Origin of the sequence: Rhizobium sp. NZLR11 (assembly GCF_019685115.1) — a bacterium.
GTDB lineage: Bacteria > Pseudomonadota > Alphaproteobacteria > Rhizobiales > Rhizobiaceae > Rhizobium.
Map to the genome: position 1 here is coordinate 1 of NZ_JABDWD010000042.1, position 22,552 is coordinate 22,552.

Sequence of the window (22,552 nt, forward strand, 5' to 3'; positions counted from 1 at the left end):
GTTCAATGGAACGGCGGACGGAGACCCAGGCTCTCCCACGGGCTTGGTGTCCCAAAGGTGCAACGGTCTTCCATCCGCCACCGCAACAGGCAGTACTACGCCAATAGCGGGTAAAGGGAAGTTACAAGGTGCCGGCAGTGGATGAGGGGCAAGCGCTCGACAGACCGGAGGCCAAGGTCTTTTCTTTTGATCAGGCCTATTCGGAAATCAGCTCGTCCATCTCAGGACCATCCTCGACCTTGCGCAGCGGCCGAAAACTCATCCGGTGCAGGGAGCACGGGCCATGTTTTTCGATACCGGCGCGGTGCTGCGCCGTGCCGTATCCCACATGGGCGGCAAAGCCGTAGTCCGGAAACACCCGATGGACCCGGGCCATCATCCGGTCGCGCGTTACCTTGGCGACGATCGAGGCGGCAGCGATCGAGACTGAACGGGCATCACCCTTGACCACAGCCTGCCCGGGGCAATCGAGGCCGGGCGGCACGTCTAGCCCGTCGGTCAGCACGTAGCTTGCCGGAATGGCGAGGCCGCAGATAGCGCGGCGCATGGCGTCGAGGCTCGCCTTGCGGATATCGGTCTCGTCGATGCGGGTCGAGCTGGAGGAGGCGATGGAGACGGTGGCGGTCGCCAGGATCTGCACGAACAACTCCTCGCGCCGTTGCGCCGAAAGCTGCTTGGAATCGTTCAGACCCTCAGGGATGCGCTTCGGATCGAGGATGACGGCGGCTGCGACGACCGGCCCGGCCAGCGGCCCGCGGCCTGCCTCGTCGGCGCCGGCGACCGGCCAGTGGCCGGCCTTGCGGGCTTTGAGCTCCAGCCGGAAATCCGGCACCAGCGGAACCGCTTGGAAAAGCAGCGGAGAATCGGGTGGCGTGCGAGGTTTCATGCGGCTGAACCTCGCACGCCAACCCGATTGCCCGCAAGTCCCCGATCAGGGCGGCGGTCGGGGACCGGGTCCGGCGGATGGTGGCGGTCAGGCCCATCCGCGGGAATTGCGCTCGGAGCTCGAAAACAGGGCGGTTTCTCGATGGGCCGATGCGCAAGCTTCAAGCAATTGCAGGAAAAGTGCCTTGCGGTTTTCCCAGGCAAGGCGCGAAGCGCCTTTGCCAAGAATTGCGTAAAAAGTCAGGTCAATTCCAGGAAAAGTGCCTTGCGGTTTTCCCCGGGGCAAAGCGCGAAGCGCTGTTGCCCAGAATTGCGTAAAACAAACGGTTACAGCAGTGACAGTTGCACGCCGCTACCATCAGGCGGCACGAACAGGTCGTCGCGCAATGGCATGCCGCGTCGCGTCAGGCCGAAACGTCTTGCCGCCATTTCAAAGCGCCGGGCGATCTGCCAGGCATAGGGACCGGCGCCCTTCATACGTTTGCCGAATTCGGCATCATAATCCTTGCCGCCGCGCATCGAGCGCACCAGCGACATCACATGCCGGTAACGATCGGGGTAGTGCTGCAGCAGCCAGTCGCGAAACAGCGGGCTGACCTCGAGCGGCAGCCTCAGTATGACATAACTCGCCTCGGCTGCGCCGGCAGCCTTGGCCGATTCGAGGATGCGTTCCAGCTCGTGATCGTTCAGCGCCGGGATCAGCGGGGCGGCCATCACAGCCGTCTGGATGCCTGCTTCCGACAGCGTGTGAATGGTCTCCAGCCGGCGCGGCGGCGTGGCGGCGCGAGGCTCCATCGTCCGGGCAAGCTTGCGGTCGAGCGTGGTCACGGAGATGCCGACGCGCACCAGGTTCTTCGCCGCCATATCCTGCAGAATATCGAGATCCCTCAGGATCATCGCCGACTTGGTGACGATCGATACCGGATGGTTCGCCTTGTTCAAGACCTCAAGAATGCCGCGCATGACGCGCCACTCCTTCTCGATCGGCTGATAGGGGTCGGTATTGGTGCCGATCGCGATCGCCCGCACCTTATAACCCGGCTTGGCGAGTTCCCGCTCCAGCAGTTTTGCCGCATCCGGCTTGGCAAAGAGCTTCGTCTCGAAATCGAGCCCCGCCGAGAGCCCCATATAGGCATGTGTCGGCCGGGCGAAACAATAGATGCAGCCATGTTCGCAGCCACGATAGGGATTAATCGAACGGTCGAAGGGAATATCCGGCGATTCGTTGCGGGTGATGGCCGTGCGGGGTTTCTCGATCTGCACGTCGGTCTTGAACGGCGGAAGCTCTTCCAGCGTCTGCCAGCCGTCATCGATGGTTTCCCGCTGCAGCGCCTCGAACCGCCCGGTCGGGTTCAGTCCCGCCCCACGCCCGCGCCGCCGATCGACCTCGATCCGCAGGCCGGAAGACACCATCATCGCATCGGCAATATCTGCTGTGTTGGCAGGCGCGAATGCGGCCTGCCCTGCCAGGGACTGCTCTCTCATCGGATTCTCCCGTGACGGAAAGGCATCGCTCCCGCCCGTTTTGATGATTAAATTCCTATCCGCAAAACAAGAACAATGCAAGAACAAAATGCGGAAAACGCCGCTGGCAAAATTTTGTGCGGCGCATTATGAATAGGCAATGTTGACGGTTGTTCTCGAATGTCAGGATCAGGAATCTGAGCTGGCGCAGACCCTATCGGTATTGGTGGCAGGCGCGGTGGAGGGGCTCGTCAGCGATGTGGTCGTGCTTGATCACGGCTCGCGCGACGGCACCTCGCGGGTCGCCGACGCCGCCGGCTGCCGTTTTCATTCGCAGTGGGATATCAAGGACATCGTCCGCTCGGCCCGCGGCGAATGGCTGCTTTTCGTCGAGCCGGGCGCCAGACCCCAGGCCGGCTGGATCGACGAGATCGCCGAATATGTCGCGCTGAACAAGCTGCCGGCGCGTTTCACCGCCTCGCGCGGCTACCGGCGCCCGTTCCTCCGCCGCCTCGGCCGCGCCGTGCCGCCGCTGGAGCTTGGTTTGCTGATGCCGAAGAAACAGGCGCTCGCCGCTGCCCATAGCGGCATGCGCCTTGCTGAGTTCGCCAAGGGTCAGAAGCCACGCAAGCTCGCGAGCGAACTGATTCCCTCCTGGGTCGCCAGAGCCGCGCGGTAATATTCGCGCTCCTCCCGTCATCGCGCAAAGATGGCGCCCAATGGAATTTTGCGCTATAATTCGTCGATGGCGCCGCCGAAGCGCCTCGCTTCGCAACGGATGGCCATGGAATGCCGGTGGACGGCAGAACAGGTCAGCGAAAATCTCCTCTTCTGCCGGGGTCCCGGCGAAAGGAGGTGCGTCATGGCACACGGTATGGTCTACGGCCTGCTGGCCGTCATATTGCCGACATTGATGATCGCGCATCCGCATTCGGCAGCATCGCAGACGATGCTCAGTTGCGCAGGCCGATCCGACGTCGTCAATTTCCTTGACAGGAACTTCGCTGAAAAGCTGACGGCAGTCGGCCTGGTCAACCAGAACGCCGTTCTCGAGGTCTATGCCGCCGAAAGCGGAACCTGGACGCTCGTCGTCACGGATGTTCATGGCATCAGCTGCATCCTGCTGTCGGGTGATAGCTGGGAAACGATGCCCGCTTTGCCGGGCCTTGCCATATAGCGAATTCAAAAGCGCGGCCCGCTTTAGTTGTTTTATGAATGTCGGTATCCCGGAACCGCGGCACACTCCCGGGCGACATGCATTATTTCGCCGCGCCGCGTTTCAAATGCTCGTCCAGACGCGGCATGATTTCGACGAAATTGCACGGCGCGCTGCGGTAGTCGAGCTGCCCTTTCAAAATGCCGTCCCAGGCATCCCGGCAGGCGCCGGGCGAGCCCGGCAGCGCGAAGATGAAGGTGGCGTTTGCAACGCCTGCCGTAGCGCGCGACTGGATCGTCGCCGTGCCGATCTTCTCATAGGAGATGCGGTGGAAGATGGCGGAAAAGCCGTCCATGCGCTTTTCGAACAAAGGTTCCAGCGCCTCAGGCGTCACATCGCGGCCGGTGAAGCCGGTGCCGCCGGTGGTGATGACGACGTCGATCTCGTCCCGTTCGGTCCAGGCCTTCACCCGGGCTGCAATTTTCTCCCGATCGTCAGGCACGATCGCTCGGTCGACCAGCCTGTGGCCCGCCTCGGTAATTCGCTCCGCCAGCGTGTCGCCTGACTTGTCCGTCTCCGGAGTGCGCGTATCCGAAACTGTGAGAATCGCGATGCCGACGGCGATGAAGGGCCGCTTTTCTTCCAGACCAGCCATCACATGCCTCCTGAAACCGTTTCCGTTACCTGAAAATACCAGTCGGGCCGCTCGGCGTGAAGAGCTGCCGCCGCATCTTGCGCGGCCGTCATGCTGGCAAAGATCCCGAAACAGGTGGCGCCGGAACCGGACATGCGAGCCAAAAGCGCGCCGCGCGCCTGCAGCATCGCCGAGATTGCCGCAATCTCAGGCACGAGATCGCGCGCAGGCGGCTCCAGGTCGTTACGGGCAGCGCCAATCGCCGCGAGCCAGCCGGTAGCCCCACGAAGACCCGGAGCGAGGTTCAGAGCCGGATTGTTCTTTGTCGCCAGTCGGCGGAAAACCTTGGGCGTCGAGACACCCTTCAGCGGGTTGGCGAGCACCATGGCAAACGCGGGCAGATCCGGCACGGCTTCGATCTGTTCACCGATGCCGTGGGCAATCAGCGGTCGGCTCTCAAGGCACATCGGCACGTCGGCGCCGAGCTGCAGCGCCAAGGGCGCGAGCGTCTCCACGGGCAAGGTCGTCTCCCAGAGCCGCATCAGCCCGCGTAGCGTCGCGGCCGCATCGGCTGAGCCGCCGCCGATGCCGGAGGCGATCGGCAGGTTCTTTTCCAAGTGGATGTGAACGGGGAAGGCGAGGGGGCCGACCGCCGCGCGCAACAAATCACGCGCCCGCAGCACCAGATTGGCTTCGCCGTCGCCGGCAAGCGTCTCGCCGAAACGGCCCGACAGGGAGAACGCGTCGGCCGGCGCGCGCAAGAAGCTCAGCCGATCGCCGCAATCTGCGAAAGTGACCAGCATATCGAGCAGATGATAACCATCTGCCCGCTGGCCCGTCACATGCAAAGCGAGGTTGATCTTCGCGCGAGCCTCTTCGGTGACACTGAAAGCGCCTGATATGCCCTCGTCAGGCATGTCTCGCCCGTCAGGATTTCTTGTCGACCGGCGGCGGGGTGACCGGTGCCGGATCCGGCTGCTTCTTGTCGGCCGCTTTGGCATCGTCGCTGGCGGCAGGCAGGCCGTTGGCGACCTTTTCCTTGATCTTCGGGACCTCGGCGGCTTCGGGTTCGGAGGCGAGCGCCCGGTTCCACTGATAAACGGCTTCGAGCTTGCGGCCGACGCGCCAATAGGCATCGCCGAGATGGTCGTTGATCGTGGCGTCGCCGGCCTTGATCTGTGCTGCCCGTTCCAGTTCGTCGACGGCGTCGTCGAAGCGGTTGAGGCGGAAATAGGCCCAGCCGAGCGAATCGATGATGTAGCCATCGTCTGGGCGAAGGTCGACGGCCTTCTTGATCATGCCGAGACCTTCGTCGAGGTTCCGGTTCATGTCGATCCAGGAGTAGCCGAGATAGTTCAGCACCTGCGGCTGGTCGGGATTGAGCTCCAGGGCCTTGCGGAAGTTCGGTTCCGCCTGGTCCCACTTCTTCAGCCGCTCATAGGCGATGCCGCGCTGGAAGAAGACGCTCCAGTTGGCACGGCCGGGAATCGGACCGATCGCTTCGACGGCCTTGTCGTAATTGGCCGCCATCGCCTCGTAGTCCTTGGCGTCGGAGAGCACGCTGCCATAGGCGAGGTAGCTGCGGATATCCTTCGGGTCGGAGGCGATCAGCGCCTGCAGGTGCTTGCGCGCCTCGTCTACCTTGCCGCCCTGGGCAAGGGCGAGGCCGAGTTGCAGTTCGGAGATGCGCCGCATCGGCGAATTCTCCGGCACCTTCTTGTAGAGCGCGATGGCGCGGTCCATCTGGTTCTGCTTCTCGGCGATGCCGCCGAGCAGCACCAGCGTATCGGCGCTGTTCGGGTCGAGCGCATTGGCGGTCTGCAGGTAAAGCGAGACGATATCCTCGGCGCCGTCGCGGTTCAGCGCGCCGCCGACCGAAAACAGCACGCCGGCGGCCCCTTCTTCGGCCGTCTTGACCTGCTGTTCCTGCTTTTCGTCTTTTTCGATACTGGCGCGCAGCGCGTTCAACGGCGCATAGTTCGGCAGCAGATTGTCGCCGACGGAGACGGCGTCGAGCGCCTTCTGCTTATTGCCTTGTATTGCCTCGAGGCGTGCAAGTGCCATCACTGCGCGCATGAAGGTGTCGGGCGCCGTCGCACCTCCCTCCTTGTCGAGCACGGCATCGTTCAGATGCTTTCGGGCGGATTTCACGTCGCCGGTGGTGATGGCGATCGCGCCTGCATTATAATTCTGGAAGATGCCGACCCAGTCCGGCCCCTTCATCTTCTCGACCATGACGAGCGCTTCCTTGCCGCGGCCGGCGCCGACGCGAGCCCAGGCGAGCAGCAGGTCGTTCATCATCCGATCGAGATCGTTCGGCCCGTTATATTTGAGGATGGTCTCGGCGGTCTTGTAGTCATCACGGCGCACGGCATCCATACCGCGCACGATCGTGGTAATGCGCTCGACGGACGGATCGCCCTTCAGGTCGTTGGCATATTTGACGCCGTCCTTGATGTCGCCATTGAGCAGTAGCGAGATCATCAGCCGCTGGCGGATCTCGGGATTGCCGGGCTCGATCTGCAGCGCCTTCTTGTAGAGTTCGATCGCCGTTTCATAGTCATGGTCGACATCGGCCGTGCGCGCCGCGAGGAAGGCGCCGGAGAAAGTGGTAACGCTATCGGCATCGAAGCTGTCGGTTGTTCCGGCTTCACTCGCCTTGGCCGCATCCTCGGCGTTGACACCGCCGACGCCGCCCAGCGAAAGGACAGCGGCAAGCGCTGCGCTCGTAAGAAGACGGATGGCAATTCTCTGCCGCATTAGGAAACCTTTCTTCGACAGCGTCCCGACACTGGTGCCGGTCGCAAACCAGTTGCGCTCACTGATTCATAACAGGATGGCTTTTTTGAAGCGGCGCTGCAAGAAAATCAGCCCGCAATCGAGCATGTGTGATCAGTTGACACGCTCGATGCAGAAATCGATCACTTCCATCAGGGCGGATTTCCATACCGTATCGGGCAGGGGCGCAAGCGCGTCCCTTGCGATCGTGCCGTAATGGATCGCGCGGCCGATCGTGTCGGCGAGCGTGCCGTATTTGGTGATCAGCCCGAGCGCTTTTTCGAGGTTCGCGTCGGTGCTGTTGCCGGCTTCGATCGCATCGCGCCAGAAGGCGCGCTCGTCCTCGGTACCGCGGCGATAGGCGAGAATGACCGGCAGGGTGATCTTGCCCTCGCGGAAATCGTCGCCGACATTCTTGCCGAGATCGGCCGCCTTGCCGCCATAGTCGAGCGCGTCGTCGACGAGCTGGAAGGCAAGCCCCAGATTCATCCCATAGGATTTCAATGCATTGCGACCGGAGCGACCGGCCTCGGCGACGATCGGCCCGACTTCGGCGGCAGCGGCAAAGAGGGCGGCCGTCTTCGCGCGGATGACAGAGAGATAATCGTCCTCCGTCGTCTCCATGTTCTTGGCGACGGAAAGCTGCAGCACCTCGCCTTCGGCGATCACGCAGGCAGCGGAAGACAAGACGTCGAGCGCATCGAGCGAGCCGACATCGACCATCATGCGGAAGGCCTGGCCGAGCAGGAAGTCGCCGACCAGCACACTTGCCTGGTTGCCCCAGATCATCCGCGCTGTCGATTTGCCGCGGCGCAGATCGCTTTCGTCGACGACATCGTCATGCAGCAGCGTCGCCGTGTGCATGAACTCGACTGACGTGGCGAGCTTGACATGGTTTTCGCCCCTGTAGTCGAACAGCGAGGCGGACGCCAGCGTCAGCATCGGCCGCAACCGCTTGCCGCCGGACGAGATCAGATGGTTCGCCACTTCGGGGATCATCTGCACATCGGAGCCGGCCTTGGACAGAATGAGCTGGTTCACCCGCTCCATGTCCGCCCTGGTGAGATCGACCAATGGCTTGATGGATGCCAGTTTGTTTTTGCTTTCTTCAAGCGGTATGACCACGCCCAACGACCCGGACTCCTGTTCATTCTTTGCATCTGACAATAGAAAGGGGCGATGGACGCGGCAAGGGGTGAATTGTCGCGCAAGACGAAATTGGAAGGAAAACGACGGCAAATGCATGAACTTATCCGCGCCAACGACCCCGTTCTGCTCTCCTTTGCCGAGAGTTTGATGAAGGATGCCGGAATTCACTGCTTCATCGCCGATCAGGGCATGAGCGTCCTGGAAGGCTCGCTCGGCATGCTGCCGCGCCGCCTGCTGGTGGATGAAGAGATGGCCGATCAGGCGCGCCGCATCCTGACCGACGCCGGCCTCGGCGGCGAATTGCGCGACAGGAAGTGAGCGCCCGATGACCGGGGAGCCTGCCGAAACCATCGATGCCTTTCATCGCGGCGCCTTCCATCTGGTGCAGCCGAAGGGCAGGGGCCATCGCGCCGGCATGGATGCGATGCTGCTTGGCGCCCTCGTCGCTGACGATCGGCCGGTCAGGGTCGCCGATCTCGGCGCCGGCGCTGGTGCTGCCGGCCTTGCCGTCGCCTCGCGCCTTGCCGATGCGGACGTGGTGCTTTTCGAGCGTTCGGCCGAGATGGCCGATTATGCCCGCCGCAGCATCCTTCTGCCCGAAAATGCCCATTTCGCCGCCCGCGTCAGCGTCGTCGAAGCCGATGTGACGCTGACTGCCAAGGCGCGCAACGATGCCGGTCTCATCGACGAGAGTTTCCACCACGTCATCATGAACCCGCCCTTCAACCACGCCGGCGACCGGCGCACGCCGGATGCGCTGAAGGCCGAAGCCCATGCGATGACCGACGGCCTGTTTGAAAGCTGGATCCGCACGGCTGGCGCCATCATGATCTCGGGCGGGCAATTGTCGCTGATCGCAAGGCCGCAATCGATCGCCGAGATCGTTATCGCCTGTGGCCGGCGTTTTGGCGGCATCGAGATCACTACCATTCATCCGCGCCAGGGTGAAAACGCCGTCCGTATCCTGATGACGGCGATCAAGGGATCGCGGGCTCGACTGTCGCTGCGCGCGCCTCTGATCATGCACGAAGAAGGCAGCCATAAGTTCTCCCCTCTCGTCGATGATTTCAACAATGGCCGGGCGGCCTATGCCAGGCTTTGAAAGCGCGTGCATCGAAGCTGTTCATTGGCGAGGGATGATTTGTGACAATATCCGACCCGCGGAAGCGCCTGCTCGATCTTCTGCGCATCGTTGCTGCCTATAATGACAAAGGATATCAGTGGATCCCGCATGACGCTGCACAGGTGGCGCTTTACCGACATCGGGTCCAAAGCGAGATCCTGCAGCTAACGACTGAGATCGGCGAGCAAGCCTTCAGCGCCGATCTGCTTGACATGTTGAAATCCGGCGTGGCCGTCCGAGACGACAGCGGCGATGCCCATCTCCTGGCCAAATCGGAACTCTCCTGAATGGTCGGAAAACCGCAGTTAGAGACCTGGTGGATCCAAATCGATCGATGAATGGCGGACAAATCAAAGCGCGGCGCATCAACCAAGGTCGATGCGCCGCGCTGTCGTTTCTTAGTCCCGGACCGCCGCACGCAGCCGGCGCCGCACTTTCGTTAGCCGGTGACGAAGTCGAAGAGCAGCTTGACGTTGAGGCCGGCGATGACGACTGCGATCAGATAGGCGATGCCGCTCAGCCAGCGCGGCGCGACGAGTTCGCCCATCTTGGCCTTGCTGGCGGTGAACATGACAAGCGGGAAGACGGCGAAGGAAAGCTGCAGGCTGAGCACCACTTGAGTGAGGATCAAAAGCTCCGCCGTGCCCTGGTCGCCATACCAGATGGTGACGATCGCCGCCGGCACGATGGCGATGGCGCGGGTGATCAGCCGGCGCACCCAAGGTTTCAGCCTGATCTTCAGGAAGCCTTCCATGACGATCTGACCGGCAAGTGTTGCCGTCACCGTCGAGTTGAGGCCGCAGCATAAGAGCGCGATGCCGAACAGCGTCGGCGCGATGGCGAGACCGAGCAGCGGCGACAGCAGCGAATAGGCGTCGCCGAGTTCGACGACATCGGTCTTCCCATGCGCATTGAAGGCGGCAGCCGCGAGAATCAGGATCGAGGCGTTGACCAGCAGGGCGAAGCACAGGGCCACCGTCGAGTCGATCGTCGCAAAGGTCAGCGCCTCCTTCTTCTCGGGAACCGTATGGCCATAGGCCCGTGTCTGGACGATGCCGGAGTGGAGGTAGAGATTGTGCGGCATGACGGTCGCGCCGAGAATACCGAGCGCCAGATAGAGCATCTCCGGATTGGTGACGATCTCCGTCGTCGGGAAGAAGCCGGTGACGACGGCGCCCCATTGCGGGTCGGCAAGCAGGATCTGCACGCCGAAGCAGACCGCGATGACGCCGAGCAGCGCAATGATGAAGGCTTCCACCCAGCGGAAACCAAGCTTCTGCAGGAAGAGGATGACGAAGACGTCGAGCGCGGTGATCAGCACACCAAGTTCGAGCGGGATGCCCATCAGCAGGTTGAGGCCGATCGCCGTGCCGATCACCTCGGCGATATCGGTGGCGATGATGGCGATTTCCGCAAAGGCCCACAGCGGTATCGAGACATATTTCGGAAAGGCGTCGCGGCAGGCCTGCGCGAGGTCACGGCCGGAGGCGATCGCCAGACGTGCGCAGAGCGATTGCAACACGATCGCCATCAGGTTGGAAAGCAGCGCGACGGTGAGCAGCGCATAGCCGAATTTCGAGCCGCCGGCGAGCGAGGTCGCCCAATTGCCGGGATCCATGTAACCGACGGCGACCATGTAGCCCGGTCCGGCGAAGGCGGCCGCCCGCCGCCATCTCGAGCTGTGACGCCCGGTTCCGACGGTGCGGTAGACATCCGATAGCGACGCCTCGCCGCGTTCGTGCCGCCAGCCGCTTCTTGCATTCGGATTCAGGGCATCCATGCGATTTCCACCTGTTTATCGTGTCTGCACTATGACGAATTAGAATGATAATGCAAGTCATTCGCAACAACAAAATCAATCCGATGTTTTCAGGTCCGATGTTTCGAGAACGCAGCCATTGCGTTTGTCGTTCCAGCGCATACATGGATGCCGATCGCGGATTGACGATCGTGCGACCCGAAGCGAAGGATAAGAGATGGCTGGATTGTTGAGAAAGCTGCTGCCGAAACGGTTCCGCAAGGACGGCATCACCATCCCGGTCGTCCGGCTGCAGGGGGCGATCGTCAGCGGCGGCGGCCAGTTCCGGCCGGCCCTCAATCTCGCCAATGTCGCTCCGGTTCTGGAGAAGGCCTTCGCCATGAAGGACGCGCCGGCGGTTGCCATCTCGATCAATTCGCCCGGCGGTTCGCCCGTCCAGTCCCGCCTGATCTTCACCCGCATTCGGGAACTCGCTCGCGAGAAGCAGAAGAAGGTGCTGGTCTTCGTCGAGGACGTCGCCGCGTCCGGCGGTTACATGATCGCCCTTGCCGGCGACGAGATCATTGCCGACGCCACCTCGATCGTCGGCTCGATCGGCGTCGTTTCCGGCGGGTTCGGCTTTCCCGAGCTCTTGAAGAAGATCGGCGTCGAGCGCCGCGTTTACACCGCCGGCGAAAACAAGGTGATCCTCGACCCTTTCCAGCCCGAAAAGGAAAAGGACATCGAATACCTGAAGAGCCTGCAGCTCGAAATCCACCATGTTTTCATAGCAATGGTGCGCGAACGCCGCGCCGGCAAGCTGCGGGATGATGCGGCGGTGTTCTCTGGCCTGTTCTGGAGCGGCACCCGCGGCCTTGAGCTCGGCCTCATCGATGGCCTCGGCGACATGCGCCAGGAATTGAAGCGGCGCTACGGCCAGAAGACCAAGCTGGAGCTTGTCACCGCCGGCCGCGGCCTGCTCGGCCGCCGCATTCCCGGCGTGTCGCCGGTGTCGCTCGAAGGGGCGGCGTCCGGTCTTGCCACAGGGCTTGCCGAAGCCGCGGAAGAAAGAGCATTGTGGAGCCGTTTCGGGCTTTGAGGGGAGCAGAATAGGGTCATGCCGCAGCTTATTACCATCCTGATCCTGGTCTTCTCAGCCTGGTGGCTCTATCGCCGCTTCGTCTCCGATGCCCGCAAGCTCGCCGAAAAGTCGCGCCGGGCTGAGAAAGAGCGCCAGACCGGCGCGATCGGCACGCTGGTCAAGGATCCGGTGACCGGGGAATACCGGCTGAAGCGCGAGGGAGAATAGGCGCCACAGCTCCGCTTGCCGCGCGTCGGGGCTGCCCCTCATCCGGCTGCCGCCACCTTTTCCCCGCAAACGGGGCGAAGGGGATATGCCGCAACGTCTCCGTCCCTCGCTGGCTTCTCGCAGGGCACGTCCCCTCGCCCCGTTTAGGGGGAGAGGGTTAGGGTGAGGGGCAGAGGCTCTCTCCACACAGCGTTGCCACCCGCGCAAAACTCTTGACCCCTGCCGCCCTCCATGGCACCTGTCGCGCCGATAATCTCTAAGCAATCGGTGCCGTTTCATGTCAGCTATGCCAGACCATATGAACCCGAAGCGCTCCTTCCAGGCGCTGATCCTGACCCTGCATAACTATTGGGCGGACAAGGGTTGCGCGGTGCTACAGCCCTACGACATGGAAGTCGGCGCCGGCACCTTCCACCCCGCCACAACGCTGCGCGCCCTCGGCCCCAAGCCGTGGAAGGCCGCCTACGTCCAGCCGTCGCGGCGCCCATCCGATGGCCGCTACGGCGAAAACCCGAACCGGCTGCAGCATTATTACCAGTATCAGGTCATCTTGAAGCCGAACCCTGTGAATCTGCAGGAGCTTTATCTCGGATCGCTTTCGGCAATTGGTCTCGATCCGCTGCTGCACGATATCCGCTTCGTCGAGGACGACTGGGAAAGCCCGACGCTCGGCGCCTGGGGGCTCGGCTGGGAATGCTGGTGCGACGGCATGGAAGTGTCGCAGTTCACCTATTTCCAGCAGGTCTGCGGCATCGAATGCTCGCCGGTCGCTGGCGAACTGACCTATGGCCTCGAACGCCTCGCCATGTATGTCCAGGGTGTCGACAATGTCTACGACCTGAACTTCAACGGCCGCGAAGGTGATGAGAAGATCAGCTATGGCGATGTCTTCCTGCAGGCCGAGCAGGAATACTCTCGCCACAATTTCGAATTCGCCAATACCGAGATGCTGCATCGCCACTTCGTCGATGCCGAGAAGGAATGCCGGGCGCTGCTCGATGCCGGCGCGCCTGCCGACAACGCCAACCAGCGCCTGCACAAATGCGTCTTCCCGGCCTATGACCAGTGCATCAAGGCCAGCCACGTCTTCAACCTGCTCGACGCCCGCGGCGTCATCTCCGTCACCGAGCGCCAGAGCTATATCCTGCGCGTGCGCACCCTCGCCAAGGCCTGCGGCGAAGCCTTCCTGCTGACCGACGCTGGCGGCGTCAACCTGTCGAAAGAGGCGGCGTGACGCAAAAGCCTGCCAGCCGTATCGTCCATATCAACGGCTGGCCAGGCACCGGGAAGCTGACCGTCGGCCGTTTGCTGGCTGAAAGGCTCGGCGCGCGGCTCATCGACAATCACACGCTGCTCAATCCGGCCGAGGCTCTGTTCTCCCGCAGCGATCCGTTGCACGCATCGCTGCGCGGGCAGATCCGCCAGGCGTTTTTCGACCATGCCGTGCGCGCCGACCCGGCCGAAAGCTTCGTCTTCACCGATGCGCTCTCGGATGACGCAGATGATAGTGCGGTCTTCTCCTGGTATCGCGATCTGGCTGCCGCAAGAGGCGTTAATCTTGTGGCGATCCTGCTCGATTGTGCGCCGGAAGAGAATGCCAGGCGCCTTGCCTCTCCCGGTCGGTCCGAGGCGCTCAAGCTGACGGATACGGCAACGCTGCAACGGTTGCGGGCAAACTATAAACTGCTGCGCGGACTGGCTGAACGCACCGTCGAAATCGACACGACAGGCCTTTCGCCGGAGCACACGATGGCCCGAATCCTCGGAGATATCGGCGTTTGACGGCAACCGGGAAACCTGCGTAGTCTCCGCCCGGACATTACTTCGCTGCGGGGGATTCGCGATGTATATTGCACTTGGCGTCATCGTTCTGGTCGTGCTCTACGTCGTCTTTATCTACAACGGCCTGGTTCGCTCCCGGCAGATGGCGGAGGAAGCCTGGTCGGGCATCGACGTGCAGCTGAAGCGCCGTGCCGATCTGATCCCGAACCTGATCGAGACGGTCAAGGGTTATGCCGCCCATGAAAAGACCACGCTCGAAGAGGTGGTTTCGCTTCGCAACAAGGCGCAGGCGGTGCCATCAGGCGATGTTGCCGGCAGGGCGCAGGTGGAAGGCCTGCTTGGCCAAGCGCTCGGGCGGGTCATCGCGCTCGCCGAAGCCTATCCCGATCTCAAGGCCAACCAGAATTTTGCCGAGCTGCAGGCCTCGCTGGAAACCATGGAAGGCGAGCTGCAGATGGCGCGGCGGTATTACAACGGTGCCGCCCGCGACCTGAACGTCAAGGTCGAAAGCTTCCCCTCCAATCTCGTCGCCGGCCAATTCGGTTTTGCCAAGCGGGAATATTTCGAAATCACCAACGAGACCGACCGCGCCGTTCCCAGCGTGAAATTCTGACGATCCGGCATTTTGCCTTTGCGAAAAAGCGATTAAGAGCAGGGGCAGACTGCGGCCGATAAGGCTCGCCCCATGGACGGAAGACTCAGCATGACACGCACAGCCAAACTCACGATCATCCCGCCGGGCAAGCCGCTTTCGGGCCGCGCCATGCCGCCGGGCTCGAAGTCGATCACCAATCGCGCGCTGCTGCTCGCCGGCCTCGCCAAGGGCACGAGCCGGCTGACCGGTGCGCTGAAGAGCGACGATACGCGCTATATGGCCGATGCGCTGCGCGCCATGGGTGTTGTGATCGACGAGCCCGATGATACCAGCTTCGTCGTTACCGGCAGCGGCAGGCTGCTGCCGCCGAAAGCGCCGCTCTTCCTCGGCAATGCCGGCACGGCGACGCGCTTCCTGACGGCCGCGGCCGCCCTGGTCGACGGCACGGTGATCGTCGATGGCGACGAACATATGCGCAAGCGCCCGATCGGCCCGCTGGTCGAGGCGATGCGCACCCTCGGCATCGATGCGAGCGCCGAAACCGGCTGCCCGCCGGTCACCGTCAAAGGCACCGGCCGCTTCCAGGCCGACCGCATCCGCATCGATGGCGGTCTGTCCAGCCAGTATGTCTCGGCGCTGCTGATGATGGCGGCCGGCGGCGACCGGCCGGTCGATATCGAACTGGTCGGCGAGGATATCGGCGCGCTCGGTTATATCGATCTGACCACGGCGGCGATGAAAGCCTTCGGCGCCAAGGTCGAAAAGACCAGCGCCGTCACCTGGCGCGTCGAGCCGACCGGCTACCGCGCCGCCGACTTCATCGTCGAGCCCGATGCCTCGGCTGCCACCTACCTCTGGGCCGCCGAGGTCCTGACCGGCGGCGCGATCGATCTCGGCGTTCCCTCCGACGCCTTTTCGCAGCCGGATGCGCGCGCCTACGACATGATCGCCCGTTTTCCGCAGCTGCCGGCGGAGATCGACGGCTCGCAGATGCAGGATGCCGTCCCGACGCTTGCGGTGCTTGCCGCCTTCAACGAGACGCCGGTTCGCTTCGTCGGCATCGCCAACCTGCGCGTCAAGGAATGCGATCGTATCCGGGCGCTCTCGACCGGCCTCAACGGTATCGTTCCGGGGCTTGCCCGCGAAGAGGGCGACGATCTGATCGTAAAGTCCGATCCCGCACTTGCAGGACAGCGTCTTCCGGCCGAGATCGACAGCTTTGCCGATCACCGTATCGCCATGAGTTTCGCGCTCGCCGGGCTGAAGATCGACGGCATCACCATTCTCGATCCCGATTGCGTCGGCAAGACCTTCCCCGCCTATTGGCGGACGCTCGCCGCCCTCGGCGTGACATATCAGGACAAAGATTGAGGTAACGTGCAGCCGAGGCTGCCGGCGGGGAGACAGGGATGGGGCGTCGGTTTTTCGGGTTTTGTTTTGCACTGCTGTGGATGTTCGCTGCTCCGGCGGCCTTTGCCGCCGAGGTCATCGACAGTTTCGCCTCCGACATCGTACTCGAAAAGAGCGGCGCGATGACGGTGACGGAAACGATCACCGTCGATGCCGAGGGTAACCAGATCAATCACGGCATCTTTCGTGATTTCCCGCTCTACTTCACCGATGCCGCAGAGCGTCGCCGCAGCGTCGATTTCAATATGGTCTCGGTGCAGCGCGACGGCGCGGATGAGCCCTGGCATACCGAATCGATTTCGGGCGGCATCCGCATCTATGCCGGTTCTGCCGACGTGAGGGTGACGCCGGGTCGTCATCGTTATGTCTTCACCTACCGGACCAACCGCCAGATCCGCTATTTCGACGATCATGCCGAACTCTACTGGAACGTCACCGGCAATGGCTGGATCTTCCCGATCCGCTCGGCCACGGCGACGGTGACGCTGCCGCCGGGTGTTACCGCCACCGACACGGTCTTCTTTACCGGCCCTCAGGGCGGGACGGGAAAGAACGCCAGCGTCGACGAGACCGGCGCCGGCCTGGTCTTTGCAACGACCGCGCCGCTTGACGCCAATGAGGGCCTGACTTTCGCGATCCGCATGCCGAAAGGGTCGATCGATCCGCCGAGCGCGGATATGGAAAGCACATGGTGGCTGAAGGACAACCGTAATTATTTCATCGGCTTCGGCGGTCTGATCCTGGTTTTCGCCTATTACACCTGGTCCTGGCTGAAAGTCGGCCGCGATCCCGCCCGCGGCGTCGTCGTGCCGCGCTGGGACGCACCTGATGGCATCTCGCCGGCGCTGGTCAACTACATCGACAATAAGGGCTTCTCCGGCGAGGGCTGGACCGCGCTGTCGGCCACGGCGCTCAATCTTGCCGTCCGCGGTTACGTCAAGCTCGAAGACCTGAAGAATTCAATCGTCATCCAAGGTACCGGTAAAGCGCTCGGCAAGGAGAAATTCCAGGCCGGCGAAATCGAATTGCTGAAGGTTGCCGGCGGTGCGGGTTCGACACTGGCGATCGACAAGGCCAATGGCGAGCGGGTCAAATCCGTCGGCCAGGCCTTCCGTTCGGCGATCGAGAAGGAGCACCGCGGCAAATATTACAATTCCAACCTCGGTTATACCGCAGGCGGCATCGCGCTCAGCGCCGCCGCCCTGGTGGCGCTGTTCGTCTTTGGCTCGCTGGAACCGGAGACGATCGCGCTGATGCTGATCCCGACCGCCATCGCGGTTTTTGTTGCCGTGTTCGCTGCCGCCCTCGTCAGGTCGCTGCATCGCGGCACGTCGCTGTTCGGCAAGATCATCGCCATCATCGCCACCGCGGTCGGCGTTTTCGTCGGCATCAGCATTCTTGCGGTCGTCGTTATGGCGCTTGCCTCGTCGCTGGTGGAACTGCATGAAACGCCGATGCTCTTTGCCGTCGGCGGCATCGTGCTTTTGAACATCCTCTATTTCTTCATCATGAGCGCGCCGACCCCGCTCGGCGCCAAGATGATGGATGGCATAGACGGCTTGCGCCAATATTTGACGCTGGCCGAGAAAGACCGGATGAACACGGCGGGCGCCCCGCAAATGTCGCCGCGGCATTTCGAGACGCTGCTGCCTTATGCCGTGGCGCTTGGGGTCGAAAAACCCTGGTCGCGCACCTTCGAGACCTGGCTTGCAGCCGCCGCGGCCGGTGCGGCTGCCGCCTATGCGCCCGCCTGGTATTCCGGCAATTTCAACAGCGGCAGCTTTTCCGACCGCATCGGCGGCTTTTCCTCGTCGATGGCCTCGACCATCGCCTCGACGATCCCTGCGCCGCCGCCCTCGAGTTCGTCCTCCGGTTTTTCCGGCGGCGGTTCGTCCGGCGGGGGTGGCGGAGGCGGTGGGGGCGGCGGCTGGTAAGCTTTCCCGCTTGACCTTTCGGCCCTTGGCCCTTAACCGCCAGAGGCAAAAGGAAAGGGTGGCGCATGAAGGTTCTGTTGATCGGATCGGGCGGACGCGAGCATGCGCTCGCCTGGAAGCTGGCGCAATCGCCGTTGATGACGGAATTCTACGCCGCACCCGGCAATCCCGGCATAGGCGAACACGCCATCCTCGTGCCCTTGAATATCGAGGATCATGAAGCAGTCGCCGCTTTCTGCCGAGAGAAGGCGATCGATTTCGTCGTCGTCGGCCCGGAAGCGCCGCTGGTCGCCGGCCTTGCCGACCGGCTGCGCGCCGACGGTCTGACGGTCTTCGGCCCCTCCGCCGCCGCCGCCCAACTCGAGGGCTCGAAGGGCTTCACCAAGGATATCTGCGCCCGCTACGGCATTCCGACGGGCGCCTACCAGCGCTTCAACAATGGGCCGAAGGCCAAAGCCTATATCCGCGCTGAAGGCGTGCCGATCGTCGTCAAGGCTGACGGCCTTGCCGCCGGCAAGGGCGTGACGGTTGCGATGACTCTGGATGAAGCCTTGGCGGCCGTCGACGACTGCTTCGAGGGCGCCTTTGGCGAAGCCGGCGCCGAAGTCGTCGTCGAAGCCTATCTCGATGGCGAGGAGGCAAGCTTCTTCTGCCTCTGCGACGGGAAGAACGCGCTGCCGCTCGCAACCGCCCAGGATCACAAGCGGGTGGGCGAGGGCGATACCGGCGTCAATACCGGCGGCATGGGCGCCTATTCGCCGGCGCCTGTCATGACTGCCGAAATGGTCGAGCGCACCATGAAGGAGATCATCGAGCCCACGATCCGCGGCATGGCTGAGAGCGGTCATCCCTTCTCCGGCGTGTTTTTCGCCGGGCTGATGATCACCAGGAAGGGGCCGGAACTCATCGAATACAATGTCCGCTTCGGCGATCCCGAATGCCAGGTGATGATGATGCGGTTGAAGAGCGATCTGCTGCCGCTGCTGCTTGCCACCGCCAACGGCACGCTCGATCAGCTGAAGGCGGAATGGAATGACGATCCGGCGCTGACAGTGGTCATGGCCTCCAAAGGCTATCCCGGCGCCTACGCGAAGAATACGCCCATCCTCTCCGTGCCCGAGGCAGGCGAGGGCGAGAAGGTGTTTCATGCCGGCACGGGTCTCAAGGACGGCGCGCTGGTTGCGACCGGCGGCCGCGTGCTGAACGTCACCGCCTCGGGCGGCACGGTGGCCGACGCCAAGGACCGCGCCTACGCGCTGCTCGACCGGGTGAGGTGGGAAAACGGCTTTTGCCGGCGCGACATCGGCTGGCGGGCGATCGAGCGCGAAACGGGCTCGGACAAAGTATAAACCGCGGCGTTCTTTAAATTTTTACCCTTTCCCCTGACGGGATGGAAACAAAGCTGCGCTATACCGCTCTCACAGTGAGACGGAGGTGCGTTGATGCGTCAGATTTTCCTCGGTGCGGCAATCCTGCTGATGGCAGGTTCGGCGATGGCGTCCTCGATCGAGGTGATCGGCAAGACCGCGCCGCACGCTGACGGCAGCATCGTCACCGAAACCTGTGTCAATTGCCCGCCGCTGCAGGCCGAACTCGTCAAGAAGGACTATAAGGTGCCGGAACTTAAGCCCGGCGTCCTCCAGGCCAGTGAAGTCCGCGATGTCGGCGGCGAAAAGAAGATCTATCGCACCGAAGGCTGGATGGGCGGCTCACCCGTCGTCTTCGTCAGCAAGGCGACCCCGGAAGCGATCATTGCGGCCATGCCGCCGACCCCGCCTGCCGATGGCATCGATATGAGCGCGACGACCGCAGCCGTCATCGGAAGCGACACCAAGCCCGTTGCCGCCGGCATGGCGGAACAACCGGCGACGCTTAACGTTTCCGAATTCAAGATGCGTTTTTAAAGCAACTTCGGTTTTAACGTCCGGAATTGCGTAAAGACGAAAGTTCCCTGCCCCTGCCTGATCAAGGTTTCGATCGCTTGGGGTTCCACTTCGGTGGACCGGATGCATCCTCGAAGAGAAGCGAGGGTGCATTCCTGTTTTGGAACATATGCGGAAAAATGGGCGCGGATTTCGGCCCTTGCAGACCGCCGGATGAACGTCCGGCGGTTCTGCTTTGTCGGTGCCCCCAGATTTTTAGGGAATTCGCGTCGTAAACAGTAAAATTAAAGCTTTCTTATCGGATAAGCCTCAATTGTTACTCACCGGTCGCAGCATGTTGTTTTTAGCAGCGGTAGACGCGTCGTCTTCTTGGGCGCGCTCGCACAAGCGGTAGAAGACCGCACCGGAATGCCCCACCATTCCCGTTGCGAGGATTCATGAAAAATCTCAAAATATCGAAGCAGCTCATATTGCTGGTCATCGGCCTGATGATCGCCTTCGCGATCGCCACGTCCCTGCAGATCCGCTCCTCGGTCGATGCGATCTACAAGGAACGCTATGACATGCTCCGTTCCGAAGTTCAGTCGGCGGTCTCTGTTCTCAAGCTTTACCAGGCCAAGGTCACCGCGGGCGAAATGACGCTTGAGGACGCCCAGAAGCAGGCCTACGCCACCGTCAATGCAATGAAATACGATCCCGATGGCTATTTCTTCGGCTATAGCTACGACATCCAGATGATGTTCCACTTCGATGCCTCGAAAATCGGGCAGATCAACAAGGGCCAGCCGGACAGCAAGGGCAAGCTCTATCGCGAAGAGCTGGTCAGGCTCGGGCAGCAGGGTGGCGGTCTCGTCGAATATTATTCCACAGCCAAACCGGGTCAGCCGGCTGGCGATTTTCGTAAGACGGCCTATGCACTGGCCTTCGACCCTTGGAAGGTCGTCGTCGTCACCGGCGTCTACATGGAAGATCTCGATGCCCAGATCAACAGCACGATCCTGACCGCCTTGTCCGGCAGCATCATACTGTTCTTCCTTGCTATTTTGGCCGCTTATGTCGTCATCCGCGGCATTTCGGGCCCTCTCAACAGCGTCCATGCCGCCCTGAAGGCGGTGGCCGAAGAGGACGTTTCCATCGCCATTCCGCATACCGGCATGAACAACGAAGTCGGGATGATGGCCAAGGCGACGCAGTCGCTGCAAGAAAAGATCAGGGAACGCCATGCGATGTCGGATCGCGAGGCGGCCCAGCAGCTGGCGCTGGAAAACGAGCGCGAGAACAACCTGCGCCAGCAACAGGACGAAGCGACGCTCCAGGCCCGGGTGGTGACGACGATCGGCCAGGCGCTGGAGATGATTGCGCGTGGCGATCTCACCGTCCGCTGCGCCGATCTCGGCCAGAAATATGCCGCCCTTCGCGACAACTTCAACGATGCATTGTCGCATCTCGAAGCCGCCATGGCCAAGGTCAGCGCCAAGGGTACCGATATCGGCACCAGCAAGGAAGAGATCCGCCGCGCCTCCAACGAATTGTCGCAGCGCACCGAGCGCCAGGCGGCAAGCCTCGAGGAAACCTCGGCGGCCCTCGACGAACTCACCGTCGCCGTCCGCCAGACGGCCGACGGCGCCCATGAGGCGAGCAAACGTGTCCATTCGGTCAGCACCGAAGCCACCCACAGCGATGCGATCGTCACCCAGGCGATCGAAGCGATGAGCGGCATCGAGAAGTCGTCCTCGGAGATCACCAAGATCATCGGCGTCATCGACGAGATCGCCTTCCAGACCAACCTTTTGGCGCTGAATGCCGGCGTCGAGGCGGCCCGCGCCGGCGAATCCGGCAAGGGTTTTGCGGTCGTCGCCCAGGAAGTCCGCGAACTTGCCCAGCGTTCCGCCGCTGCGGCCAAGGAGATCAAGGACCAGATTGCTCGTTCTTCCAGCCAGGTCGACCATGGCGTCCGACTGGTCGGCGAGGCTGGCGAGGCGCTGAAGCGCATCTCCGACCAGATCAAGGCTGCCAACGAGATCGTCGCCAAGATCGCCCACAGCGCCTCCGAACAGGACACAACGCTGCGCTCGATCTCGTCGTCGATGAACCAGCTCGACGCCGCCACCCAGCAGAACGCCGCCATGGCCGAGGAGACCACGGCCTCGGCGGAAACGCTGGCCACCGACACCGACGAGCTGATCGATCTCATCCGCGGCTTCCGCGTCAGTGGCGAAAACATTGCTCCGGCCATGCATCAGGGTCGCCGCGCCGCTTAAACGGCGCGGGGACAATCGGCGTTTCATCACCAAATTCTTAGCGGCCGTCGGTTCTCCGGCGGCCGTGCCGTTTTGGACGCCTATCAGCATGAATGAAATTGCTCGGCGAGAGCAGCCCCTCATCCGCCCGGCACCTTCTCCCCGCAGGCGGGGCGAAGGGGGACATGCCGCGACCTCTCCGTCCCCATCTACCCCTCGCGGGGCAAGTCCCCTCGCGCCGTTTACGGGGAGAGCGACTGTCTTATTTGTCAAGCGTTTTGCCATGGTCGTCCGTCCCTGATGATGGCATTGAGGATGGTGAGCAGCTTGCGCATAGTTGCGACGGTTGCGACGATCTTGGGCTTGCCGGCCGCGACCAGACGGTCGCGGAAGGCCTTGAGGTCGGGGTTGTACCGACTGGCGACGAGGGCGGCCATGAACAGCACAGCCCGCACCTTGCCGCGGCCGCCGC

22 protein-coding genes and 1 pseudogene are annotated in these 22,552 nt (G+C 62.5%); 15 read left to right on the forward strand and 8 right to left on the reverse strand.

The genetic code is table 11. From position 1 onward, the window contains the following. Window positions 1-196: 196 nt before the first annotated feature. Window positions 197-886 (reverse strand): ribonuclease HII, encoded by a 690-nt coding sequence (locus HJB83_RS33305; RefSeq protein WP_221133251.1) that lies wholly within the window; start codon window positions 884-886, stop codon window positions 197-199. A gap of 326 nt (window positions 887-1,212) precedes the next feature. Continuing rightward, complete coding sequence (locus tag HJB83_RS33310; RefSeq protein WP_207583134.1) at window positions 1,213-2,370, reverse strand: PA0069 family radical SAM protein; 1,158 nt, start codon at window positions 2,368-2,370, stop codon at window positions 1,213-1,215. A gap of 139 nt (window positions 2,371-2,509) precedes the next feature. Here HJB83_RS33310 and HJB83_RS33315 point away from each other — a divergent pair, with 139 nt between their 5' ends. Together HJB83_RS33315 and HJB83_RS33320 are read left to right on the forward strand one after the other, a co-directional pair. Beyond that, window positions 2,510-3,028, forward strand: coding sequence for a glycosyltransferase family A protein (locus HJB83_RS33315; RefSeq protein ID WP_207583135.1), 519 nt, complete (start codon window positions 2,510-2,512; stop codon window positions 3,026-3,028). Between the two features lie 183 nt (window positions 3,029-3,211). Next, entirely contained in the window at window positions 3,212-3,526 is a 315-nt protein-coding gene (locus HJB83_RS33320) for a hypothetical protein (protein ID WP_207583136.1), read from the forward strand. Window positions 3,527-3,608: 82 nt separating this feature from the next. Here the strand turns inward: HJB83_RS33320 and moaB are convergent, their stop codons facing one another. The 4 genes from moaB to HJB83_RS33340 form a co-directional block, all read right to left on the reverse strand. Further along, entirely contained in the window at window positions 3,609-4,160 is a 552-nt protein-coding gene (gene moaB, locus HJB83_RS33325) for a molybdenum cofactor biosynthesis protein B (RefSeq protein ID WP_221117944.1), read from the reverse strand. Next, window positions 4,160-5,056, reverse strand: a complete 897-nt coding sequence (locus tag HJB83_RS33330) for a 4-(cytidine 5'-diphospho)-2-C-methyl-D-erythritol kinase (protein ID WP_207583138.1) — start codon at window positions 5,054-5,056, stop codon at window positions 4,160-4,162. The genes moaB and HJB83_RS33330 overlap by 1 nt, the downstream gene beginning before the upstream one ends. Window positions 5,057-5,066: 10 nt before the next feature. Beyond that, entirely contained in the window at window positions 5,067-6,899 is a 1,833-nt protein-coding gene (locus HJB83_RS33335) for a tetratricopeptide repeat protein (protein WP_207583139.1), read from the reverse strand. A gap of 132 nt (window positions 6,900-7,031) precedes the next feature. Continuing rightward, on the reverse strand, window positions 7,032-8,048 hold the full coding sequence (locus HJB83_RS33340) for a polyprenyl synthetase family protein (RefSeq protein ID WP_207583140.1): 1,017 nt from the start codon (window positions 8,046-8,048) through the stop codon (window positions 7,032-7,034). Between the two features lie 108 nt (window positions 8,049-8,156). On the opposite strand from HJB83_RS33340, the gene HJB83_RS33345 reads away from it, so the two are divergent. From HJB83_RS33345 to HJB83_RS33355, 3 genes are read left to right on the forward strand one after another with little or no spacing between them, the layout of a single operon-like run. Beyond that, entirely contained in the window at window positions 8,157-8,384 is a 228-nt protein-coding gene (locus tag HJB83_RS33345; RefSeq protein WP_007632954.1) for a DUF2007 domain-containing protein, read from the forward strand. Between the two features lie 7 nt (window positions 8,385-8,391). Then, the gene (locus tag HJB83_RS33350; RefSeq protein ID WP_207583141.1) at window positions 8,392-9,168 is read left to right on the forward strand and encodes a tRNA1(Val) (adenine(37)-N6)-methyltransferase; all 777 of its coding nucleotides are present in this window, start codon (window positions 8,392-8,394) and stop codon (window positions 9,166-9,168) included. A gap of 41 nt (window positions 9,169-9,209) precedes the next feature. Continuing rightward, window positions 9,210-9,476: a hypothetical protein gene (locus HJB83_RS33355; protein ID WP_207583142.1), complete on the forward strand. Its 267-nt coding sequence runs from the start codon at window positions 9,210-9,212 to the stop codon at window positions 9,474-9,476. 152 nt (window positions 9,477-9,628) lie between these two features. Here the strand turns inward: HJB83_RS33355 and HJB83_RS33360 are convergent, their stop codons facing one another. Further along, window positions 9,629-10,969 (reverse strand): Nramp family divalent metal transporter, encoded by a 1,341-nt coding sequence (locus HJB83_RS33360; protein WP_207583143.1) that lies wholly within the window; start codon window positions 10,967-10,969, stop codon window positions 9,629-9,631. Window positions 10,970-11,165: 196 nt separating this feature from the next. Between HJB83_RS33360 and HJB83_RS33365 the strand changes: the two genes are divergently transcribed. The 10 genes from HJB83_RS33365 (at window position 11,166) to HJB83_RS33410 (ending at window position 22,101) form a co-directional block, all read left to right on the forward strand. Next, window positions 11,166-12,026, forward strand: coding sequence for a S49 family peptidase (locus HJB83_RS33365; RefSeq protein ID WP_207583144.1), 861 nt, complete (start codon window positions 11,166-11,168; stop codon window positions 12,024-12,026). An 18-nt stretch (window positions 12,027-12,044) separates the two neighbouring features. Further along, window positions 12,045-12,236 carry a hypothetical protein gene (locus tag HJB83_RS33370; RefSeq protein WP_207583145.1) on the forward strand — a complete coding sequence of 64 codons (192 nt, stop codon included), beginning with the start codon at window positions 12,045-12,047 and terminating at the stop codon, window positions 12,234-12,236. A 277-nt stretch (window positions 12,237-12,513) separates the two neighbouring features. Then, window positions 12,514-13,470, forward strand: a complete 957-nt coding sequence (locus HJB83_RS33375; RefSeq protein ID WP_221133252.1) for a glycine--tRNA ligase subunit alpha — start codon at window positions 12,514-12,516, stop codon at window positions 13,468-13,470. Continuing rightward, window positions 13,467-14,018 carry an AAA family ATPase gene (locus tag HJB83_RS33380; protein ID WP_221133253.1) on the forward strand — a complete coding sequence of 184 codons (552 nt, stop codon included), beginning with the start codon at window positions 13,467-13,469 and terminating at the stop codon, window positions 14,016-14,018. Before HJB83_RS33375 ends, HJB83_RS33380 begins: the two co-directional genes overlap by 4 nt. A 61-nt stretch (window positions 14,019-14,079) precedes the next feature. After that, on the forward strand, window positions 14,080-14,631 hold the full coding sequence (locus tag HJB83_RS33385; protein ID WP_221133254.1) for a LemA family protein: 552 nt from the start codon (window positions 14,080-14,082) through the stop codon (window positions 14,629-14,631). 90 nt (window positions 14,632-14,721) lie between these two features. Continuing rightward, on the forward strand, window positions 14,722-15,984 hold the full coding sequence (locus HJB83_RS33390) for a 3-phosphoshikimate 1-carboxyvinyltransferase (protein ID WP_207583149.1): 1,263 nt from the start codon (window positions 14,722-14,724) through the stop codon (window positions 15,982-15,984). Window positions 15,985-16,022: 38 nt separating this feature from the next. Next, window positions 16,023-17,957 carry a DUF2207 domain-containing protein gene (locus tag HJB83_RS33395; RefSeq protein WP_221133255.1) on the forward strand — a complete coding sequence of 645 codons (1,935 nt, stop codon included), beginning with the start codon at window positions 16,023-16,025 and terminating at the stop codon, window positions 17,955-17,957. A 65-nt stretch (window positions 17,958-18,022) separates the two neighbouring features. Next, window positions 18,023-19,306, forward strand: coding sequence for a phosphoribosylamine--glycine ligase (gene purD, locus HJB83_RS33400; RefSeq protein ID WP_207583151.1), 1,284 nt, complete (start codon window positions 18,023-18,025; stop codon window positions 19,304-19,306). A 93-nt stretch (window positions 19,307-19,399) separates the two neighbouring features. Beyond that, a complete protein-coding gene (locus HJB83_RS33405; protein ID WP_207583152.1) occupies window positions 19,400-19,861 on the forward strand; it encodes a plant virulence effector HPE1-like domain-containing protein in 462 nt (153 codons plus the stop codon). Window positions 19,862-20,277: 416 nt separating this feature from the next. After that, on the forward strand, window positions 20,278-22,101 hold the full coding sequence (locus HJB83_RS33410) for a methyl-accepting chemotaxis protein (RefSeq protein WP_221133256.1): 1,824 nt from the start codon (window positions 20,278-20,280) through the stop codon (window positions 22,099-22,101). A 248-nt stretch (window positions 22,102-22,349) separates the two neighbouring features. Here HJB83_RS33410 and HJB83_RS33415 read toward each other — a convergent pair. Then, window positions 22,350-22,552, reverse strand: a pseudogene (locus tag HJB83_RS33415) (IS110 family transposase); the annotation flags it as partial.

Coding starts and splice junctions, on each gene's coding strand:
- HJB83_RS33405 (WP_207583152.1), top strand. CDS start 19,400: ATGCGTCAGATTTTCCTCGGTGCGGCAATCCTGCTGATGGCAGGTTCG.
- HJB83_RS33365 (WP_207583144.1), top strand. CDS start 11,166: ATGGCTGGATTGTTGAGAAAGCTGCTGCCGAAACGGTTCCGCAAGGAC.
- HJB83_RS33320 (WP_207583136.1), top strand. CDS start 3,212: ATGGCACACGGTATGGTCTACGGCCTGCTGGCCGTCATATTGCCGACA.
- HJB83_RS33310 (WP_207583134.1), bottom strand. CDS start 2,370: ATGAGAGAGCAGTCCCTGGCAGGGCAGGCCGCATTCGCGCCTGCCAAC.
- HJB83_RS33305 (WP_221133251.1), bottom strand. CDS start 886: ATGAAACCTCGCACGCCACCCGATTCTCCGCTGCTTTTCCAAGCGGTT.
- HJB83_RS33350 (WP_207583141.1), top strand. CDS start 8,392: ATGACCGGGGAGCCTGCCGAAACCATCGATGCCTTTCATCGCGGCGCC.
- purD (WP_207583151.1), top strand. CDS start 18,023: ATGAAGGTTCTGTTGATCGGATCGGGCGGACGCGAGCATGCGCTCGCC.
- HJB83_RS33315 (WP_207583135.1), top strand. CDS start 2,510: ATGTTGACGGTTGTTCTCGAATGTCAGGATCAGGAATCTGAGCTGGCG.
- HJB83_RS33335 (WP_207583139.1), bottom strand. CDS start 6,899: ATGCGGCAGAGAATTGCCATCCGTCTTCTTACGAGCGCAGCGCTTGCC.
- HJB83_RS33345 (WP_007632954.1), top strand. CDS start 8,157: ATGCATGAACTTATCCGCGCCAACGACCCCGTTCTGCTCTCCTTTGCC.
- HJB83_RS33410 (WP_221133256.1), top strand. CDS start 20,278: ATGAAAAATCTCAAAATATCGAAGCAGCTCATATTGCTGGTCATCGGC.
- HJB83_RS33370 (WP_207583145.1), top strand. CDS start 12,045: ATGCCGCAGCTTATTACCATCCTGATCCTGGTCTTCTCAGCCTGGTGG.
- HJB83_RS33395 (WP_221133255.1), top strand. CDS start 16,023: ATGGGGCGTCGGTTTTTCGGGTTTTGTTTTGCACTGCTGTGGATGTTC.
- HJB83_RS33390 (WP_207583149.1), top strand. CDS start 14,722: ATGACACGCACAGCCAAACTCACGATCATCCCGCCGGGCAAGCCGCTT.
- HJB83_RS33360 (WP_207583143.1), bottom strand. CDS start 10,969: ATGGATGCCCTGAATCCGAATGCAAGAAGCGGCTGGCGGCACGAACGC.
- HJB83_RS33330 (WP_207583138.1), bottom strand. CDS start 5,056: ATGCCTGACGAGGGCATATCAGGCGCTTTCAGTGTCACCGAAGAGGCT.
- HJB83_RS33375 (WP_221133252.1), top strand. CDS start 12,514: ATGTCAGCTATGCCAGACCATATGAACCCGAAGCGCTCCTTCCAGGCG.
- moaB (WP_221117944.1), bottom strand. CDS start 4,160: ATGGCTGGTCTGGAAGAAAAGCGGCCCTTCATCGCCGTCGGCATCGCG.
- HJB83_RS33385 (WP_221133254.1), top strand. CDS start 14,080: ATGTATATTGCACTTGGCGTCATCGTTCTGGTCGTGCTCTACGTCGTC.